This window comes from Georgenia halophila, assembly GCF_039541595.1.
In genome coordinates this window covers 123,774-140,781 of record NZ_BAABGN010000011.1, presented here as the reverse complement: position 1 = coordinate 140,781, position 17,008 = coordinate 123,774, and the positions used below count along the sequence as shown (strand labels likewise).

At 72.7% G+C, this 17,008-nt stretch carries 15 protein-coding genes; 11 read left to right on the top strand and 4 right to left on the bottom strand.

The genetic code is table 11. The features are described from left to right. The first annotated feature begins 206 nt into the window (after positions 1-206). Complete coding sequence (locus tag ABD907_RS12245; protein WP_345216536.1) at positions 207-1,451, top strand: cation:proton antiporter domain-containing protein; 1,245 nt, start codon at positions 207-209, stop codon at positions 1,449-1,451. 5 nt (positions 1,452-1,456) lie between these two features. Here the strand turns inward: ABD907_RS12245 and cydC are convergent, their stop codons facing one another. Genes cydC through ABD907_RS12230 form a run of 3 tightly spaced genes read right to left on the bottom strand, consistent with a single transcriptional unit; the run spans position 1,457 to position 7,431 of the window. Next, positions 1,457-4,948, bottom strand: coding sequence for a thiol reductant ABC exporter subunit CydC (gene cydC / locus ABD907_RS12240; RefSeq protein WP_345216535.1), 3,492 nt, complete (start codon positions 4,946-4,948; stop codon positions 1,457-1,459). Further along, entirely contained in the window at positions 4,945-5,937 is a 993-nt protein-coding gene (gene cydB, locus ABD907_RS12235) for a cytochrome d ubiquinol oxidase subunit II (protein WP_345216534.1), read from the bottom strand. Before cydB ends, cydC begins: the two co-directional genes overlap by 4 nt. Positions 5,938-5,949: 12 nt before the next feature. Continuing rightward, entirely contained in the window at positions 5,950-7,431 is a 1,482-nt protein-coding gene (locus ABD907_RS12230; RefSeq protein ID WP_345216533.1) for a cytochrome ubiquinol oxidase subunit I, read from the bottom strand. 106 nt (positions 7,432-7,537) lie between these two features. Here ABD907_RS12230 and ABD907_RS12225 point away from each other — a divergent pair, with 106 nt between their 5' ends. The 7 genes from ABD907_RS12225 (at position 7,538) to ABD907_RS12195 (ending at position 14,457) form a co-directional block, all read left to right on the top strand. Next, positions 7,538-7,906: a BlaI/MecI/CopY family transcriptional regulator gene (locus tag ABD907_RS12225; RefSeq protein WP_345216532.1), complete on the top strand. Its 369-nt coding sequence runs from the start codon at positions 7,538-7,540 to the stop codon at positions 7,904-7,906. Positions 7,907-7,927: 21 nt separating this feature from the next. Continuing rightward, a complete protein-coding gene (locus ABD907_RS12220) occupies positions 7,928-8,827 on the top strand; it encodes a M56 family metallopeptidase (RefSeq protein ID WP_345216531.1) in 900 nt (299 codons plus the stop codon). 35 nt (positions 8,828-8,862) lie between these two features. Then, positions 8,863-9,660: an alpha/beta fold hydrolase gene (locus tag ABD907_RS12215; RefSeq protein WP_486334086.1), complete on the top strand. Its 798-nt coding sequence runs from the start codon at positions 8,863-8,865 to the stop codon at positions 9,658-9,660. Continuing rightward, positions 9,657-11,147, top strand: coding sequence for a SpoIIE family protein phosphatase (locus tag ABD907_RS12210; protein ID WP_345216530.1), 1,491 nt, complete (start codon positions 9,657-9,659; stop codon positions 11,145-11,147). Before ABD907_RS12215 ends, ABD907_RS12210 begins: the two co-directional genes overlap by 4 nt. Positions 11,148-11,269: 122 nt before the next feature. Next, complete coding sequence (locus tag ABD907_RS12205; protein ID WP_345216529.1) at positions 11,270-12,496, top strand: MFS transporter; 1,227 nt, start codon at positions 11,270-11,272, stop codon at positions 12,494-12,496. Positions 12,497-12,616: 120 nt separating this feature from the next. Then, positions 12,617-13,474 carry an aldo/keto reductase gene (locus tag ABD907_RS12200; protein WP_345216528.1) on the top strand — a complete coding sequence of 286 codons (858 nt, stop codon included), beginning with the start codon at positions 12,617-12,619 and terminating at the stop codon, positions 13,472-13,474. Between the two features lie 50 nt (positions 13,475-13,524). Next, positions 13,525-14,457, top strand: coding sequence for an aldo/keto reductase (locus ABD907_RS12195; protein ID WP_345216527.1), 933 nt, complete (start codon positions 13,525-13,527; stop codon positions 14,455-14,457). A 119-nt stretch (positions 14,458-14,576) separates the two neighbouring features. Here the strand turns inward: ABD907_RS12195 and ABD907_RS12190 are convergent, their stop codons facing one another. Further along, entirely contained in the window at positions 14,577-15,407 is an 831-nt protein-coding gene (locus tag ABD907_RS12190; RefSeq protein ID WP_345216526.1) for a helix-turn-helix transcriptional regulator, read from the bottom strand. A 49-nt stretch (positions 15,408-15,456) separates the two neighbouring features. Here ABD907_RS12190 and ABD907_RS12185 point away from each other — a divergent pair, with 49 nt between their 5' ends. The 3 genes from ABD907_RS12185 (at position 15,457) to ABD907_RS12175 (ending at position 16,999) form a co-directional block, all read left to right on the top strand. Continuing rightward, positions 15,457-15,870, top strand: coding sequence for a DUF2000 family protein (locus ABD907_RS12185; RefSeq protein ID WP_345216525.1), 414 nt, complete (start codon positions 15,457-15,459; stop codon positions 15,868-15,870). Between the two features lie 101 nt (positions 15,871-15,971). Continuing rightward, positions 15,972-16,301: an ArsR/SmtB family transcription factor gene (locus ABD907_RS12180; protein WP_345216524.1), complete on the top strand. Its 330-nt coding sequence runs from the start codon at positions 15,972-15,974 to the stop codon at positions 16,299-16,301. Beyond that, entirely contained in the window at positions 16,298-16,999 is a 702-nt protein-coding gene (locus ABD907_RS12175; RefSeq protein WP_345216523.1) for a cation efflux transmembrane domain-containing protein, read from the top strand. Before ABD907_RS12180 ends, ABD907_RS12175 begins: the two co-directional genes overlap by 4 nt. The last annotated feature ends 9 nt before the right edge of the window (positions 17,000-17,008 follow it).

Genomic DNA, 17,008 nt, shown 5'->3' with positions numbered 1-17,008 from the left:
CGGTGCCGCGGGCAGCCGGCACGGCTCAGCGGACACCGCCCAGCACCTCGATCGTGCGGTCGCTCCGCGCCCACGAGCGAGCTGCTGAGCTCTTCCCCCATCGGTAGTCCTGGTGGACGTACCGCTTCCGTCTCCGCTCCGGATGCGAGCCGACCGCCCGCTCGCTAGCGTCCCCGGCAGCCCAGGGAACGACGGACGGAGCCGCGGTGACGGACCTGCACCTGACCTATGGCCTCGTTGGGGGCCTCGCACTCGTGCTGGCACTGCTCAGCCGACGCATGCGCGAGCTCCCCTTCTCGGAGCCGCTGCTCGCGCTCGCGCTGGGTGTGGCCCTCGGCCCGTACGTCCTCGGCGCGGTGGACATGACCGAAGAGGTCCGCGACTTCGTCCTGCTCGAGGGCGGCCGCCTCATCGTCGCGATCTCGGTGATGGGCGCGGCCCTCCGCTTCCCGGCGAGCCACCTCCCCCGCATCGCACGTCCCGTCGCGATCCTCCTGCTCGTGGTGATGCCCCTGGCCGCGTTGATCTCGGGCGCGTCGGCCCTGGTCCTTGGGCTGCCGCTCGCTCTGGTCGCGCTTCTCGGTGCTTGCCTGTGCCCGACCGACCCCGTGCTCGCCGGATCGATCGTCTCGGGCAAACCGGCCGAGCGTGACCTGCCCGCGCGAGTACGGCACACCCTCAGCGTCGAGAGCGGCATCAACGACGGTCTCGCCCTCCCGCTCGTCGCCGTCGCCGTCGCCGTCGTCCTGCCGGCGACGTCGCCGGGAGCAGAGGTCGGCCGGATCGCTTGGGAGGTGCTCGGCAGCATCCTCATCGGCGGCGTGGGCGGTGCCCTCGCCGCGCTCGGCGTCCGGATCGCCGCCAAGGACCACGACCTGGAGCCCGCGCCGAACCTCATCCTCACGGTGCTCCTCGCCGTCGCCGTCCTGGGGCTCGGACGAGCCGCGTCGACCGACGGGATCCTCGGCGTCTTCGTCGCGGGAACGATCTACAACTCCCTGGTCACCGGCAAGGAGCGCGAGCCCCAGCAGGGCATCGACGAGGCCGTCAACCGCTACCTGTCCCTGCCGCTGTTCCTCGCGCTCGGGCTCGCCCTGCCCTGGAGCGAGTGGGCAGCATTCGGACCCGCAGCCGTCGGCTTCGTCGTCCTGGTGCTGGTGCTGCGGCGCCTGCCCGTGGTCCTGGCGCTGGCCCGGCCGCTAGGTCTGCGGACGCGAGACGCCATGTTCCTCGGATGGTTCGGCCCCATGGGCGCGAGCTCGATCTTCTACCTCGCGCACAGCGTCGATAAGGGTGTCACCGAGCCGGCCTTCTTCGCCGCCGGGACCCTGATGATCGCCGCGAGCATCGTCGCCTTCGGCGTGACCTCCTCCCCCGGCCGGCAGCTCTATGCGCGTGCTGCAACATCGCAGGACGACGTCGAGCAGCGCGCTGAGGCCGACCGTCACTGAGGTCCTCAAGGACCGTCGGACGCTACCGGGGCCAAACCGGCGCCGGCGAGGTGCTCCTTCGGATGCCGCACGTGCGCCATGACCAGGACCGCGCGGCCCCGCTGACGGGCCCGCGAGCGCACCGATCCGAGGAGGGCGGCGGCGGTGTCCGGGTCGATGCCCGACTCCGGCTCGTCGAGCACGAGCACCCCCGGGTCGCGCAGCAACGCGCGGGCGAGCACAAGTCGTCGCCGCTCGCCACCCGAGAGCGCGTGACCGCCGGAGTCGAGCCACGTGTCGAGCCCGTCGACCAAGCCTTCTAGCCACCCGCCCAGCTGTGCCTGCTCGAGCGCGTCGATCAGCTCGGCGTCGCCGGCGTGGGGTCTCGCGAGGCGGAGGTTCTCCCGAACCGTCGTGGCGAAGATGTGGTCGGCATCACCGGCCAGACCGACGTGGCGGCGCAGCTCGGCACCGTCGGGGACGTCGTGCGGGACACCACCGGCGACGAACGTCCCCGCGTGCGGCGGCACGAGGCCGACGAGGGTGGCCGCCAGCGTCGACTTGCCGGCGCCGGACGGCCAGTGCAGCTCGGCCGTCTCGCCGGCGGTGACGTCGAGATCGATGCCCTCGCGCACGATGCTGTCCTGCCAGCCGACGGCGAGTCCCCAGGCGCGCAGACCGGACCCGGGGAAACCGCCCGAGCCGGGGCCGGGGCCGCGACCGGCCTTCCGGCCGACGGCGGTCGGCCCGGATGGCAGCGCGGGCGGCCTTCGCACGTCGCTCGCCAGCTCGCCGAGGCGACGGCGCGCCGCTTCGCCCGCCGCCCGGACCCGCAACGCCGGCACCAGGCTGCCGATCGTCTCGGTCAGGGTCAGGCTGCCGAGGACGAGCACACCGACGGCCTCCGGAGTCACCGCGCCACGCGCGAAGGCGAGGCCGGAGAGCAGCGCGCAGCCGAGCACCAGCAGCGTCCCGGCCAGCTCGCCACCGCCGCGGGCGAGGCCGTCGATGCGACTCGCGCTCCGCTCGTGGCGCTCCGCGACGGCGGCGCGGGCCCGGGTCTGACGCAGGAGCACGCCGCTGTCCGACGCGAGCTCGTCCGGGTTCTCGACGGCCGCCACCACGGCGTCGCGCAGATCGGTGCGGGCGGCGTCCCCCGGTCCGGCGAGACGCCGATCCGCCCTGGTGACACCAGACGGCACGACGGCGCCGGCCAGCGCGAGCGCACCGACGAGGGGTATCAGCACGGACGGGTGCCACCAGACGGCGACGACGGCGACGACGGTCAGTGCCCCGAGCGCCGCGCCGGCGGGGACGGCACCGCGGACCTGGCCGTCGAGGCGGGTGTCGACGTCATCGACCACACGGGTCAGCAGCGCCCCGCGGCGGGCGGTGAGCCGCCCGGGGACTTGCGGGATCAGGTGAGCGACGACGTCGGCGCGCCAGCTCGCGAGCTGCGACAGGCCGGCGTCGTGCGAGGCCAGTCGCTCGAGGTAGCGCCACAGCGGCCGGGTGATCGCGAAGGCGCGGACGCAGACCACGGCGATCGAGAGGGCGAGGATCGGCGGCTGCGCGTCGGCGCGCACGATCAGCCACGCCGCGGCGACGGTCAGCCCGACGCCGGAGAGCACCGACAACGCCCCCGCCATCGCGGCGAGAACCAGGCGGTTTCGGGGGCTCAGCCGGGTCCAGCGGTGGCGGAGGGCGGCAAGCATCCCGCGCCTCGGGCGGCGTCCGTGGTGGCGGCCGTCTGACGGCCGGGGCGGCCCGTTGCCCGCGGGATGAGGTCCTGGAGCGGTCTCGCTCTCGGGAGGACGCTCCGTTGCCGCGGTGACCCCGCCGTCCATGTGGTCGGCAGGACTCACGGTGACCGTACGGTCGGCTGCCGCGATCAGGCCGGGCCGGTGGGCCGTCACGATCACCACGGCGCCTGCGCGGGCCAGCTCCTCGAGGACGCCGACCACTGCCCGCTCGGCCCGGACGTCCAGGTGCGCCGTCGGCTCGTCCAGGAGGAGAACCGGGGCGTTCGAGCCTTCGGCGAGGCGGGCGCGCGCGCCGAGCACCGCCCGGGCGATGGCGAGACGCTGGCGCTGGCCGGTGGAGATACCGGCACCGCCGTCGCCGAGCGGGGTGTCGAGGCCCGAAGGCAGTTTCACGCCGAGCCGGTCCAGCATGCTCTGCAGCGCGCCGTCGTCGGCCGGGTGGTCGGGGGCCGGCAGGCCCTCGGTGAGTGCCTCGCGCACGGTCCGGGCGAGTGGCAGGGCGGGCCGTTGCGGGACCAGCTCGCAGCTGGGCGACCGCACGGAGCCGCGGTGCGGGCGTTCGACGCCGGCGAGGATGCGCAGGAGCGTGGTCTTGCCGGACCCGGACGGCCCGACGACGGCGACGAGCTCGCCCGGCGACGCCGTCAGGTCGGGGAGCCGGACGGGCGCTCGGCGGCCGGGGTAGTTCAGCTCGACGTCGTGCATCTCGAGGAGAGCACCGGCGTCCGACCCGTCGTTCCGAGAAATGTGCACAATCTGCTGCTCGGAACGACGGTTTCTGCACTTTTCTTCGCCTGCGGGGCCGGTGAGCTCGTCCAGCCGGTCCATCACCGCGGAGGCCTGTGCCGACTCGTGGAACTGCGCACCGGCCTCGCGCAGCGGGCGGTAGGCCTCCGGTGCGAGGACGATGACGGCGAGCGCCGGCCACAGCGCCATCTCCCCGCCGGCGAGCCGGACACCGGCACCGACGGCGACCAGCCCCACCGAGATCGTGGCCACGAGGTCCAGAGCCGTCGAGGACAGGAACGCCACCGAGAGCACACGGGTCGTCGCGCCCGCGTACCGGCTGCTGGCGTCGCGGACCTGCTCGACCTGGCGGTCGGCCCGGTCGAACAGCTTGAGCGTCACGAGGCCGCGGACGACGTCGAGGAAGTGGCCGGCCAGCGCCCCGCCCCGGTCGTACTGCTCGGCGGCGCGGCGCTGGGTGGCCCAGCCGATGAGGGCGGCGAACAGCGGCACGAGCGGCAGGGTGAGCGCGACAGTGACCGCCGCGGTGAGGTCGATGGCCGCCATGAGGACGACGACGGACACCGGCAGCACGGCCGCCACCACCAGGGCGGGCAGGTAGTTCGCGAACCAGGGCCGCAGCGGCTCGAGCCCGGTGGACAGCACGGTGGCGAGGTCGGTGCTGCCGGCGCCTCGGCCGGCCGCCCACGCCGGTCCCCGGCGGGCCAGCGCGGCGAGTCCGCGCCGCCGTGCTCGGTCGACCACCCGGGCGCTGACCCGATGCGCGGCCACCGGCGACGCCGCCTGAACGGCGGCGCGCACGAGCAGGCAGGTGGTGAGCATCCCGAGCGTGCGCAGCCAGGCGTCGCCTTCGAGGATGCGGACCACCACGGTGGCCGCGGCCAGGCTCACCGCCACCGTCGCGATGGCCTGGAGCACCGAGAGGCCCACGAGGAGCGACAGCGGTCGGGCCGCCGGACGCGCGAGCCGTAGTAGCCGGGGGTCGACGGGTCCCTTCGACGGGCTCATGTCGGCACGGGCTCACTGGTGACGCGCTTGCGGAACACCCAGTACGCCAGTGCCTGGTAGGCGAGCACGCCGGGCAGGATCACGAGCGCGGCGACGGAGACGGTCTGCAGCGCCGTCTGGCTGGCCGCGGCGCCGTCGACCGTCAGCGACCAGGCCGGGTCGAGCGTGCTGGGCAGCACCACGGGGTACCGGCCGAGGAACCCCACCACGGCCCCGAGCCCCACCGCGACCACCATCACCCCGAAGGCCCAGGCCTCCCGGCCGGCACGGACGGCCGCCGCGGAGACGGCCGCCGACACCGCGACGGCGAGTCCCCACACCCACGGCAGCTCGCCGGACATGACCAGCAGGACAGCGCCCACCGCGAGCACGAGGGCGGCGGGCAGCGCCCACGAGCGGGCGCGTTCACGCACCGGCCCGGTGGTGCGCAGGCCGAGATAGGTGGCTCCCAGGGCCACGGCCGCGAGGAGCCCGGCCAGCGCGCCGACGACGGTGTGCGGCTCGACCAGCACGGCCAGGCTGCGGCCGAGCGCCCCGCCGGTGACGTCGCCGTTTCGGTCGAGGGCCAGGCCACCCGTCAGGGCCCCGAGCAGTCCGCCGACGGCCGCGGCGGTCGCTGCCGAGCTGAGCGCCAGCGCGACGTCGCAGCGGCGTCGCCACCCGGCGGAGTCCTTCTTGCCGCGGAACTCCAGCGCCACGCCCCGCACGGCCAGCATCAGGAGCAGCAGCACCAGCGGCAGGTACAGCCCGGCCAGCATCGCCGCGTACCAGTCCGGGAAGGCCGCGAAGGTCACGCCGATGGCGGCGACGAGCCAGACCTCGTTGCCGTCCCACACCGGTGCGATCGTGCGCAGGGCCGCGCCGCGTTGGGCCGGGTCGCGCCCGAGGAGCGGCGCCAGCATCCCGACGCCGAAGTCGAAGCCCTCGAGCACCACGAAGAGCACCCAGCACAGCACGACGAGGGCGAACCAGACGAGTGGTAGATCCACGACAGCTCCAGGTCAGTAGGCGGGGACAAGGGCGGCCGGCTCGGCCCCGTCACCCGGTCGGGAAGTCGGCGTGCCCGGGCTGCCGGTGAGGTCCTGGCGCGACAGGTGGAGCACGAGCCGCAGCCAGACGACGGCGAGGATCCCGTACAGGACGCCGAAGCCGAGGAGGGACGCGAGCACCTCCGGCTCGGTCAAGCCCGGGGAGACGCCATCCTCGGTGCGGAAGAGACCGAACACCAGCCACGGCTGGCGGGCCGTCTCGGTGAAGAGCCACCCGAAGGTGTTCGCGGCCACCGGCAGCAGCGGGATCAGCGGCAGGAATCGCAGCAGCAACCGGCCGGCCACGCGGGTGACACGGGCGAGCAGGGAGGTGCCGCCGTCGTCCCGGCCCGGGGTGCGCCCGCCGCGGCTCGCCCACAGCAGGGCGAGGGCCGCGGCGATGGCGACGACGCCGGTGCCGATCATGAGCCGGAACGTCCAGTACGCGACGGGCACCCAGGGCACGTAGCTGCCCGGCCCGTACTGCTGCTCGTACTGGCCCTGCAGGTCGGTGATGCCGTGCACGGTGCTCGTCGGATCGCCGGTGGCCAGGACGGAAAGCACGTAGGGGATGTCGAGCGAGAAGAAGGGCTCGCCGCCGTCGAGCGGGCCGACGGCGAAGATAGAGAACGCGGCGCCGGTCTCCGTGGCGAAGAGCGCCTCGGCCGCAGCCATCTTCATCGGCTGGACCTCGGTGATCACCTTGCCGAGGTGGTCCCCGGTCAGGACGACGGCGGCGCCGGCGACCAGCGTGACCCAGGCACCGACGCGGGCGAGGCTGCGCCAGGTGGCGTGGTCGTCGTCGGCGGGCGCCTCGCGCGCCGGGCCGCGGCCCCACGCCCGCCACGCGCTGATGGCCAGGACGAGGGCGCCGCCGGTCATGAAGGCGCCGGCCAGCGTGTGCGGGTAGGCGGCCAGGTTGACGGGGTTGGTCATCAGCTCGGCGAAGCTGGTCAGCTCGGCGCGGCCGGTCTCGGGATCGACGTCGTAGGCGACGGGGTTCTGCATGAAGGAGTTGGCGCCGAGGATCACGAACGCGGAGATCAGCGTGCCGACGGCCACGATCCAGATCGTGGCGAGGTGCGCGAGCCGGGGCATACGGTCCCAGCCGAAGAACCACAGGCCGAGGAACGTCGCCTCGAGGAAGAAGGCCAGCATGCCCTCGATGGCGAGGGTCGGGCCGAAGACGTCGCCGTAGAAGCGGGAGAACGCGCTCCAGGAGAGACCGAACTGGAACTCCTGCACCAGGCCGGTGACCACGCCGACGGCGAAGGTGACCATGAGGAGCTTGCCGGTGAACATCGTCAGGCGCTGCAGGTCGTGGCGCCCCGTGCGGACCCAGGCGGTCTGCAGGCCGGCGGTGATGGCCGCCAGGGAGATTGACAGCGGCACGAAGAAGTAGTGGTAGATCGTGACGACGGCGAACTGCAACCGGGACAGGTCCAGGGTGTCCATGCGCTTCCCTCCGGGGCGTAACGCGAAGTACTACCAACCGTAGTACGTCGCGCCTAGTACGTACAGTTCGTACGACACCTGGCGTAGATGTCGTTAGACTGCTCGCATGGCGATGGGCAATCTCGAGAGCGAGGTCATGGCGTACCTGTGGGACGCCGACGGCCCCTGCACGGTCCGGGAGGTCCACGAGGCCCTCACGGAGGGCCGGCGCCTCGCGTACACCACGGTCATGACGGTGATGGACCGGCTGGCGAAGAAGGGCGTCGTCAACCAGGAGCGCGAAGGCCGTGCCTACCGGTACTCCCCCGCGCAGACGCGCGAGCAGGCCGTTGCCGACCTCATGCTCGACGCGCTCGGTGCGACTCCGGACCCGTCCGCACGTGCCGCGGCGCTCCAGCACTTCGTCGGCCGGGTCGGTCCGGGCGAGGCCGAAGCCATCCGCGAGGCGCTCGCGGACCCTGACCGGGCGCGCTGACCGGGCGCCGGTCCCGACGTCGTGACGGCCCTTGCGCTGACGGCTCTCGCCGTCGTCCTGTCGCTGGCCGCGCCGGTGCTGCTGGACCGGGCACGGTGGCTCGAGCAGGTCCCGCAGGCAGCGGTCGTCGTCTGGCAGTCCGTGGCACTCGCTGCCGCCCTGTCCGCGATCGGTGCCGCCCTCGCAGCACCCGAGGAGGCGCTGCGTGCCCTGCACGGAGGTGAGCTCCGCTTCGGGCCCGCGCTGTTCGTCGGTGCCGGGCTGGCGCTCCTGCTGGCCGGAGTCATCGTGGTCCGCCTCGCCGTCGTGACGGTTCGGTTGGCTCTCGACACCCGACGACGGCGACGGCGCCACATCGAGATGCTCGACCTACTGCACGGCGAGCGGCGCGAGCGGTCGGAGCTCGACGTGCTGGCCGCCCACCTGCCCCTCGCGTACTGCATCCCCGCCAAGCCGGGGCGGGTCGTGGTCACCGACGCCACGCTGGACCTGCTGACACCGGCCGAGGTCGACGCCGTGGTGGCGCACGAGCTCGCGCACCTGCGCGCCCGGCACGATCTGGTGATCGAGGCGTTCACCGCTCTGCACGTCGCCTTCCCGCAGCTGGTGCGCAGCCGCCTCGCCCTGGAGTCGGTCAACCGGCTGCTGGAGATGCTCGCGGACGACATCGCCCGCCGGAGCGTCGGTGCCGCACCGTTGCGGTCGGCGTTGGCCAAGCTCGCCGGGACCGCCGATCCGGAGGCCGAGATCGACGCGCGCCTGGCCCGCCTCGCGCGCCGGCCCGACCACTCGGCGTGGCCGGTGCGGGTCGCGGTGCTGCGGGCGACGTGCGGCGCGCTCGCCCTCGCGGTGATCGCGGTGCCCACGATCGCGGTGGTCACGCCCTGGCTCCAGGTGGCGTTCGACGCGCTGCCGTTTTGAGGTAGACGCCCGGGGCGCGCCACTAGGCTGAACGGGTGGAGGTACTCGAGCGGCACCACGTGATCGTGTCGGGGGTCGCGGACGCACCGACGATGCTGTTCGCGCACGGCTTCGGCTGCGACCAGACGATGTGGCGCTTCGTGGCGCCCGCCTTCGAGGCCACGCACCGGGTGGTGCTCTTCGACCACGTCGGTGCCGGCAGGGCGAACGACGCGGCGTTCGACCACGCCCGGTACAGCAGCCTGCAGGGCTACGCCGACGACGTCCTCCAGATCCTCGACGCGCTGGGGACCGGCCCGGTGATCTTCGTCGGACACTCGGTCAGCGCCATGGTCGGGGTGCTGGCGGCACGGGACCGTCCCGAGCTGTTCGAGCGCCTCGTCCTCGTCGGACCCAGTCCCCGGTACATCGACGACGACGGGTACCGCGGGGGTTTCACCCAGCAGGAGATCGACGAGCTGCTCGAGACCCTCGACGACAACTACCTCGGATGGTCCGCGCACATCGCGCCGGTCATCATGGGGATGCCGGACCGACCAGAGCTGGGGGACGAGCTCACGGCCAGCTTCTGCGCCATGGATCCCGAGATCGCCCGGCGCTTCGCACGGACGACGTTCCTGTCCGACAACCGTGATGACCTGCCCGACGTGGGCACGCCGTGCCTCGTCGTCCAGTGCCGCGACGACGTGATCGCACCCACCGAGGTCGGGCGCTACGTGCACGACCGACTGCCGCGCAGCACCTTCGTCGAGATCGTCGCCGTCGGTCACTGCCCGAATCTCAGCGCGCCCGACCAGCTGGTCGAGGCGATGAAGGCGTACCTGAGCACGTGAGCGCGCGCGAGCGCTCCTGGGAGCGGACGCCGTCCGGGCTGCTGCTGCTGGACGGTCGCGGCACCGTCGTCGACGCCAACGCCACCTTCCTCTCGTGGATCGGGCTGCGTCCCGACGAGGTCCTCGGCGAGCGCCGGCTCAGCGAGCTTTTCACCGCGGGCGGCCGCATCTACTGGGAGACGCACCTGGCGCCGATGCTGCACGCCGACGGACGCGTGGACGAGGTGGCGGTGGAGCTGCGCGCGGACGGGCGCCGGATGCCGGTGCTGCTCTCCGCGCTCACGTCGGAGGACGGGCTGGTGCACGTCGCCCTCTCCAGCGCCCAGGAGCGTTCGCGCTACGAGCGTGAGCTGCTCGCGGCCCGGCGGGCGGCCGAACGGGCCGCGGACCGCACCACCCTCCTGCAGGGGATCACCTCGGCGCTGTCGGGTTCGGTGGGGATCGACGGCGTGGTGGCCGCGCTGCTCAGCCAGACCGTGGGCACGCTCGGCATCCCCGCGGGCACCATCTGGCTCACCGACGGCCGGCGCCTGCAACCACGCACCGCTGCGGGTGAGGAGCTGGGCACCGCTCCACCTCCCCGTTCGGGGCTCGAGGATGTCCGGGCGGTCGGTGGTCGGCTGGAGGTCCCGCTGCGGGGGCACTCCGCGCTGCGCGGCGTGCTCTCGTTGGTGGTCCCGGACGACCTGGCCGGCGAGCAGCTGGACCGCGCCGTGTTCGGCGCCATCGGGCAGCAGGCCGGCATCGCCCTGGACCGTGCGGCCCTGTACGAGGAGAAGGCGAGCCTCGCGCACGAGCTGCAGCACTCGCTGCTCGACGTCGACCTGCCCGCCGACGAGCGGTTCTCCATCGCCAGCGCGTACCGGCCGGGCGTGACGGGCCTGGAGGTGGGCGGTGACTTCTTCGACGCGTTCCAGCTCGACGACGACGTGCTGGCCGTCACCGTCGGCGACGTCGTCGGCAAGGGCCTGGGCGCCGCGATCGCCATGGGGCATCTCCGCAGCGCCGTGCGCGCTTTGGCCACGCGGCGCGCTGGACCGGCGCGTCTGCTCGAGGAGCTGGACGCCTTCATCACCCACGCGCCGGCGGCCGCGTCAGCCACCATCTCCTACGCCGAGGTAGACCTCTCCACCGGCCGCCTCACGTTCGCCTGCGCCGGGCACATGCCGCCCGCCCTGCGCCGGGAGGGCGGCGGGACCGAGCTGCTCTGGGAGGGCCGGTCCATGCCCCTCGGCGTGCCCGACCACGCCCGTGGACAGACCGCCCTCACCCTTCGTCCGGGGGACGAGCTCCTGCTCTACACCGACGGTCTGGTCGAGCGTCGCGACCGCCCGCTCCGGGAGGGCCTGGACGTCCTGACCGACGCGGCGGACCAGACGCTCGGCCGATCCGGCGACGTGCTCGCGGCACTGATGTCGCGGCTGCTGGCCGACGACCGGCACCGGGACGACGTCTGCCTCCTGCTCCTCAGCTGGACGGGCGACTGACGTCCCGTCCTCCGCGCGCCGCACCATCGGCTCTTGCACCGTCGGTTCGGGGCGCTCGGACGCAGGCATAGACTGGCGCCGCGCAGCGTTGCACGATCCTGCCCGACCTTCCCCAGGAGATCATGCCGCCGCTGAGCCCTGCCCACCGCAACCTCGCCCTCTTCGCGCTCGCCCTCGGCGGCTTCGGCATCGGGACCACCGAGTTCGTCTCGATGGGCCTGCTGCCGCAGATCGCCGAGGACCTGCTGCCCGGCTTCCACGAGAACCCGCAGGCCGTCATCGCGCAGGCGGGATGGGTCATCACCGCATACGCGCTCGGGGTCGTGGTCGGCGCACCCGTCACCGCGGTGGTGGCCGCCCGCCTCTCGCAGCGCAAGCTCGTGCTCATCCTCCTCGCCGCCTTCACGGTCGCGAGCCTGGCCAGCGCGACCATGCCCACCTTCACCCTCACCGCCCTCGCCCGGTTCGTCGCGGCCCTGCCGCACGGCGCCTACTTCGGCGTCGCCTCACTGTTCGCGGCGCGCCTCATGGGGCCAGGCAAGCAGGGCGCCGGCGTCGCGCTCGCCCTCTCCGGCCTGACGATCGCCAACGTGGTGGGTGTCCCGCTCGGCACCTGGCTGGGACAGACCGCCGGATGGCGATGGGCCTATGTCGCCGTCGCGGTGATCTTCGCGCTGACGCTCGCACTCGGCTTCCTCACGCTGCCGCGCATCGCGGGCAACCCCGACCGCGGCGCCCTGCGCGAGCTCACGGCGTTCCGCAATCCGCGGCTGTGGCTGATGCTCGCCGTCGGTGCGGTCGGCTTCGGCGGCTTCTTCGCCGTCTACTCCTACATCGCGGAGGTCACCACACGCACGGCGGGACTGCCCGGCTCCGCGGTGCCATGGGTCCTCGCGACGCTGGGCGTCGGCATGACCATCGGCAACGTGGTCGGCGGTTGGGCGAGCGACCGTGACCTCACCCGAACCTTGCTGGTCGGCTTTGGCACCTTCGTCCTCGTCATGGCGGCGTACGCCACGCTGGGCGGGCACCCGGTGCTGCTGTTCGTGCTCGTCTTCGCGATCGGCGGCACGTCCGCGTCGCTCATTCCGTCGGTGCAGTCACGCATCATCAGGATCGCCGGTGACGCAGAGCTGCTCGGCGCCGCGATGAACCACGCGTCGTTCAACGTGGGCAACTCGCTCGGCGCGTGGCTGGGCGGGCTGGTGATCGCCGCCGGGTTCGGGTATCTCGCACCGGGATGGGTCGGCGTGATCCTCGCCGTCGCGGGTTGCCTCCTGGCGCTCGTGAGTGTCCGCGTGGACCGCGTGCGGCCGGTCGCGGCCGAGCCGGAGCTCGTGCGGCGCTGAGGCTGCCGAACAGCCGGAGCGGCCGGGCGGCCCCGTTGGTCCCGACCACCGGGTGGTTCTACTGTGACGGCGGGCGCCCACGGCGCCTCCCACTCCCCCGACGAAGCGAGGACAACCTCCATGCAGCAGCGCACCCTCGGTGACCGGACCGTGTCCGCTATCGGCCTCGGCGCCATGCCGATGTCGATCGAGGGCCGCCCGGACGCCGACCGCTCGATCGCCACGATCCACGCCGCGCTCGACGTCGGTGTCACCCTGATCGACACCGCCGACTCCTACCACCGCGACGCCGGCGAGGTCGGCCACAACGAAGAGCTCGTTGCGCGCGCTATGCGCAGCTATGGCGGTGATACCTCCGAGGTCCTCGTCGCCACCAAGGGCGGCAGCCTGCGGCCCGGCGACGGCACGTGGTATCAGGACGGCTCGCCCGAGCACCTCAAGGAGGCCGCGAAGGCCTCGGCTCGGCGCCTCGGCGTCGAAGCGATCGGGCTGTACCAGTTCCACCGGCCAGACCCGAAGGTGCCGTTCGACGACTCCGTCGGCGCGCTCCGCGAGCTGCTCGACGAGGGCGTCATCCAGCGCGTCGGTCTCTCGAACACCGATGTGGAGCAGATCGACCTCGCCAACGAGATCCTCGGCGGGCGCCTCGCCTCGGTGCAGAACCAGTTCTCGCCGCGATTCCGCTCCAGCCAGGGCGAGCTCGAGCACTGCGCACGGCTGGGCATCGCGTTCCTGCCCTGGAGCCCGCTCGGCGGCATCTCCAACGCAGGTGATCTCGCCGCGAACCACGACGCCTTCCGGGCCGTGGCCGAGGACCGGGGTGTGAGCGTCTACCAGGTCACCCTCGCGTGGGAGCTCGCGCTCGCGCCCGTCGTCCTGCCGATCCCGGGTGCCTCACGACCCGAGAGCATTCGCGACTCCGCCGGCGCCGCCGAACTCGAGCTGACCACCGAGGAGGTCGCCCGGCTCTCCGCCTGATCGCCGGCCCAACCTTTCACCGACGCTTGTCCACGACACAGAGGAAACCCATGAAGACCTTCACCCTGCCAGGCACGGACATGACCGTCCCGAACGTCACCCTCGGCCTCATGCGCATCCAGGAGAAGTCCGACGAGGAGATCCGCACCCTGCTGCGCACCGCCGTCGACTCGGGCATCACGTTCCTGGACCACGCCGACGTCTACGGCACCGAGCCGCACGGCTGCGAGCGCCGGTTCGCCGAGGCCATGCAGCTCAGCTCTGCCGAGCGCGAGCAGCTCACGATCCAGACCAAGGCCGGCATCGTGAAGGACGGGCCGTACTTCGACTTCTCCTACGACCACCTCATGGAGTCGGTCAACGGCTCGCTCGAGGCGCTCGGCACGGACTACATCGACATCCTGCTGCTGCACCGTCCGGACGCCCTGGTCGAGCCGGAGGAGGTCGCCCGCGCCTTCGACGAGCTGTCCGCGGCCGGCAAGGTCCGCGCGTTCGGCGTCTCGAACCACACCCCCGGGCAGCTCGGGCTGCTACGCAAGCACGTCGACCAGCCGATCGTGGCGAACCAGCTGCAGCTCTCCGTCACCCATGCGCCGCTCGTCGCGCAGGGTGCCGCGGCGAACATGCAGGCCCTCGACCAGTCGATCGGCCGCGACAACGGCACGCTCGACTACTGCCGCCTGCACGACATCACCGTCCAGGCCTGGTCACCTTTCCAGTCCGGCTTCTTCACCGGCACGTTCCTCGGATCTTCGGACTACCCCGAGCTCAACGCGGTGATCGACAGGCTGGCGGCCAAGTACGACGTGCCGGCGATCGCCATCGCCACCGCCTGGATCACGCGACACCCGGCTCGGATGCAGGTGGTGCTCGGCACGACCAACCCGGAGCGGGTCGCTGGTGCGGCCCGCGGGTCCGACCTGCCCCTCACCCGGGCCGAGTGGTACGAGATGTTCCGGGCGGCGGGCTACACCGTCCCGTAGCCGCCACCCACTCCTGCGGCACCTGCGAGGGCTACTCCGCACACCGAGGGCCACTGTTGCACCAGTGGCCCTCGAGTGTTTGGAGTAGCCCTCGCTCGTCCAGGGTGTGCGGGTGAGCTTCACTGCTGGGCTTCGCCGTCGGGCGGGGATGCCGGCGTCGTCTCGCCGCTGCGCCGGTACTTTCCCGGCGTCGTGCTCAGCAGCCGCTTGAAGTGGCGGGTCAGATGGGCCTGGTCGTAGAAGCCGGTGGCGGTCGCGACGTCGGCCGGCGGCTGCCCGCCAAGCAGGTGCTTGCGCGCCAGGTCGAGCCGCCGGCCGAGCAGGTAGCGGTGCGGCGCGATGCCGAACTCGGCCGTGAAGGCCCGGACGAGGTGCGCCGGCGTCACGCCGGTCTGTGCCGCGGCGTCGGCCAGCCGCGACCGGGTCGGGTCGGCGTCGAAGAGCTCTCGGGCGGTGCGCGCGACGCCGGGGCGCGGCGTCGGAGCCGGCGTTTCCGGCCTTCCCGCGAGGTGCCACGTCAGCCTCTCGAGCACCAGCACGAGCCGGGCCTCTGCCTCCACGTGCTCGTCGACGACGAGCGCGCCGTCGAGCCGCGAGACCTGGTCGCGCAGGTACCCATCGGCAATGAGTGGGGCGTCGACGGCGCGGCCGATCAGCCGCTCGGGGATGACGGTCTCCTCCAGGTAGAGCACCCGCTTGCGGAACCCGGCCGACGTCACCGACCGGCCGTCATGGACGACGTGCGGCGGCAACAACGTCACCGCCCCGCGCGGCGCGGCATGCTCGTGGCGGTCGAGCCCATAGCCGATGAGCCCGTCGTCGACGATCAGCAACGTCCACGTGTCGTGGGTGTGGGCGGGATAGGCGTGGTCGTGCCACTGGGCGTGGAAGACCTCGGCCACACCCTCCAGCCGCGGGCGCCAGGCGGCGATGCGGTCCGGCGAGCCCATGCCAAGAACGTACAAGACGGTGGCACACGGCGGGAGGGACCGTGGAGGTATGCACTTCGACAGACCCAAGATCGCCGTCGTCCTGCGCGACGACCTCCTCGCCTGGCAGGAGATCAACGTGGCGTCGTTCCTCATCAGCGGAGTGACGGCCGCCCATCCCGAGCTGGTCGGCGAGCCCTACGCCGACGCGGACGACGTGCGCTACCTGCCCGTCCTCGGCCATCCTGTTCTCGTCCTCGTCGCGTCCGACGAGCAGCTGGCCACCATGCGTGGCCGCGCCGTCGGGAGAGGGATGCCGATCAGCGTGTACACCGCGGAGATGTTCAGCACCTCCAACGACGCCGACAACCGGGCCGTCGTGGCCGCCGTCGGCTCGGACGCGCTCGACCTCGTGGGCATCGGCATCGCGGGCGAGCGCAACGCCGTCGACAAGGTGACCAAGGGTGGGCATCTGCACCGGTGACCTCGGCCACCAGGCGGCCTGCCCGCCCGCACGCCGCCGTGACCATCCCCACGCCCAGTACACGGTTTTCTGAATACAGGCCCTGCTGTACGGTCGCTGGTGTGGAGACCGTGACACTGACACACACCGCCGCCCTCGCCCGGCTGGGCTACGCCCTGTCGGACGGGACGCGCGCCCGAGTCCTGCTGTCGCTGCGCGAGGCGCCGGCCTACCCCTCGGACCTTGCCGACGCCCTCGGGGTCTCCCGGCAGGTGATGTCGAACCAGCTCGCCTGCCTGCGCGGCTGCGGCCTGGTCGAGGCCATCCCCGACGGGCGGCGGACCTGGTACCGGCTCGCCGACCCGCACCTCGCCCACGCACTCGGTGACATGCTCCAGCTCGTCCTCGCGGTCGACCCCGACTGCTGCGGCCCGGACTGCCGGTGCGCATGAGTGATCGGCCGACCGGCGCCGGATACCTGCGGCCGGCGCGCCGCGCGGTCCTCGAACGCCGCATCCGATGGGTCGTGGCCGCGACCATCAGCTACAACCTCGTCGAGGCGGTCGTGGCGATCGCGGCCGGACGCGCCGCCTCATCCACGGCACTGATCGGGTTCGGTCTCGACTCGGTGGTCGAGGTGCTCTCGGCCGCCGCGGTCGCCTGGCAGTTCGCCGCCCCAGACCCCGAGACCCGCGAGAAACCAGCGATGCGGGCCATCGCCATCGCGTTCTTCGCCCTGGCCGCCTTCGTCACGGTCGACGCCGTGCGGACCGTGCTGACCGGATCCGCTCCCGAGCACTCGACCGTCGGCATCGTGCTCGCCGCCGTCAGCCTCGGCGTCATGCCCGGACTGTCCTGGTTCGAACGCCGGACCGGCCGTGAGCTCGGCTCCGCCTCCGCCGTCGCCGACTCGAGGCAGACGCTCATGTGCGCATGGCTGTCCGCCGTCCTGCTCGTCGGGCTGGTCCTCAACAGCACGCTGGGCTGGTGGTGGGCCGACCCGCTGGCGGCCGTCGCGATCGCCGCCTTCGCCATCCGCGAGGGCGTCGAGGCGTGGAACGGGGACTCCTGCGGAACCCCGCTCGCACAGCTGGTCGGCGGCGAGGAGGACCACGAGCACGCGGACGAGGAGGATAGTGACAAGCCCTGACGTCGACGC

What these genes read in the sequence shown, in the direction of transcription:
- cydC (WP_345216535.1), bottom strand. Translation starts at nt 4,948, where the DNA reads ATGAGCCCGTCGAAGGGACCCGTCGACCCCCGGCTACTACGGCTCGCG.
- ABD907_RS12230 (WP_345216533.1), bottom strand. Translation starts at nt 7,431, where the DNA reads ATGGACACCCTGGACCTGTCCCGGTTGCAGTTCGCCGTCGTCACGATC.
- ABD907_RS12225 (WP_345216532.1), top strand. Translation starts at nt 7,538, where the DNA reads ATGGCGATGGGCAATCTCGAGAGCGAGGTCATGGCGTACCTGTGGGAC.
- ABD907_RS12205 (WP_345216529.1), top strand. Translation starts at nt 11,270, where the DNA reads ATGCCGCCGCTGAGCCCTGCCCACCGCAACCTCGCCCTCTTCGCGCTC.
- ABD907_RS12200 (WP_345216528.1), top strand. Translation starts at nt 12,617, where the DNA reads ATGCAGCAGCGCACCCTCGGTGACCGGACCGTGTCCGCTATCGGCCTC.
- ABD907_RS12195 (WP_345216527.1), top strand. Translation starts at nt 13,525, where the DNA reads ATGAAGACCTTCACCCTGCCAGGCACGGACATGACCGTCCCGAACGTC.
- ABD907_RS12190 (WP_345216526.1), bottom strand. Translation starts at nt 15,407, where the DNA reads ATGGGCTCGCCGGACCGCATCGCCGCCTGGCGCCCGCGGCTGGAGGGT.
- ABD907_RS12185 (WP_345216525.1), top strand. Translation starts at nt 15,457, where the DNA reads ATGCACTTCGACAGACCCAAGATCGCCGTCGTCCTGCGCGACGACCTC.
- ABD907_RS12175 (WP_345216523.1), top strand. Translation starts at nt 16,298, where the DNA reads ATGAGTGATCGGCCGACCGGCGCCGGATACCTGCGGCCGGCGCGCCGC.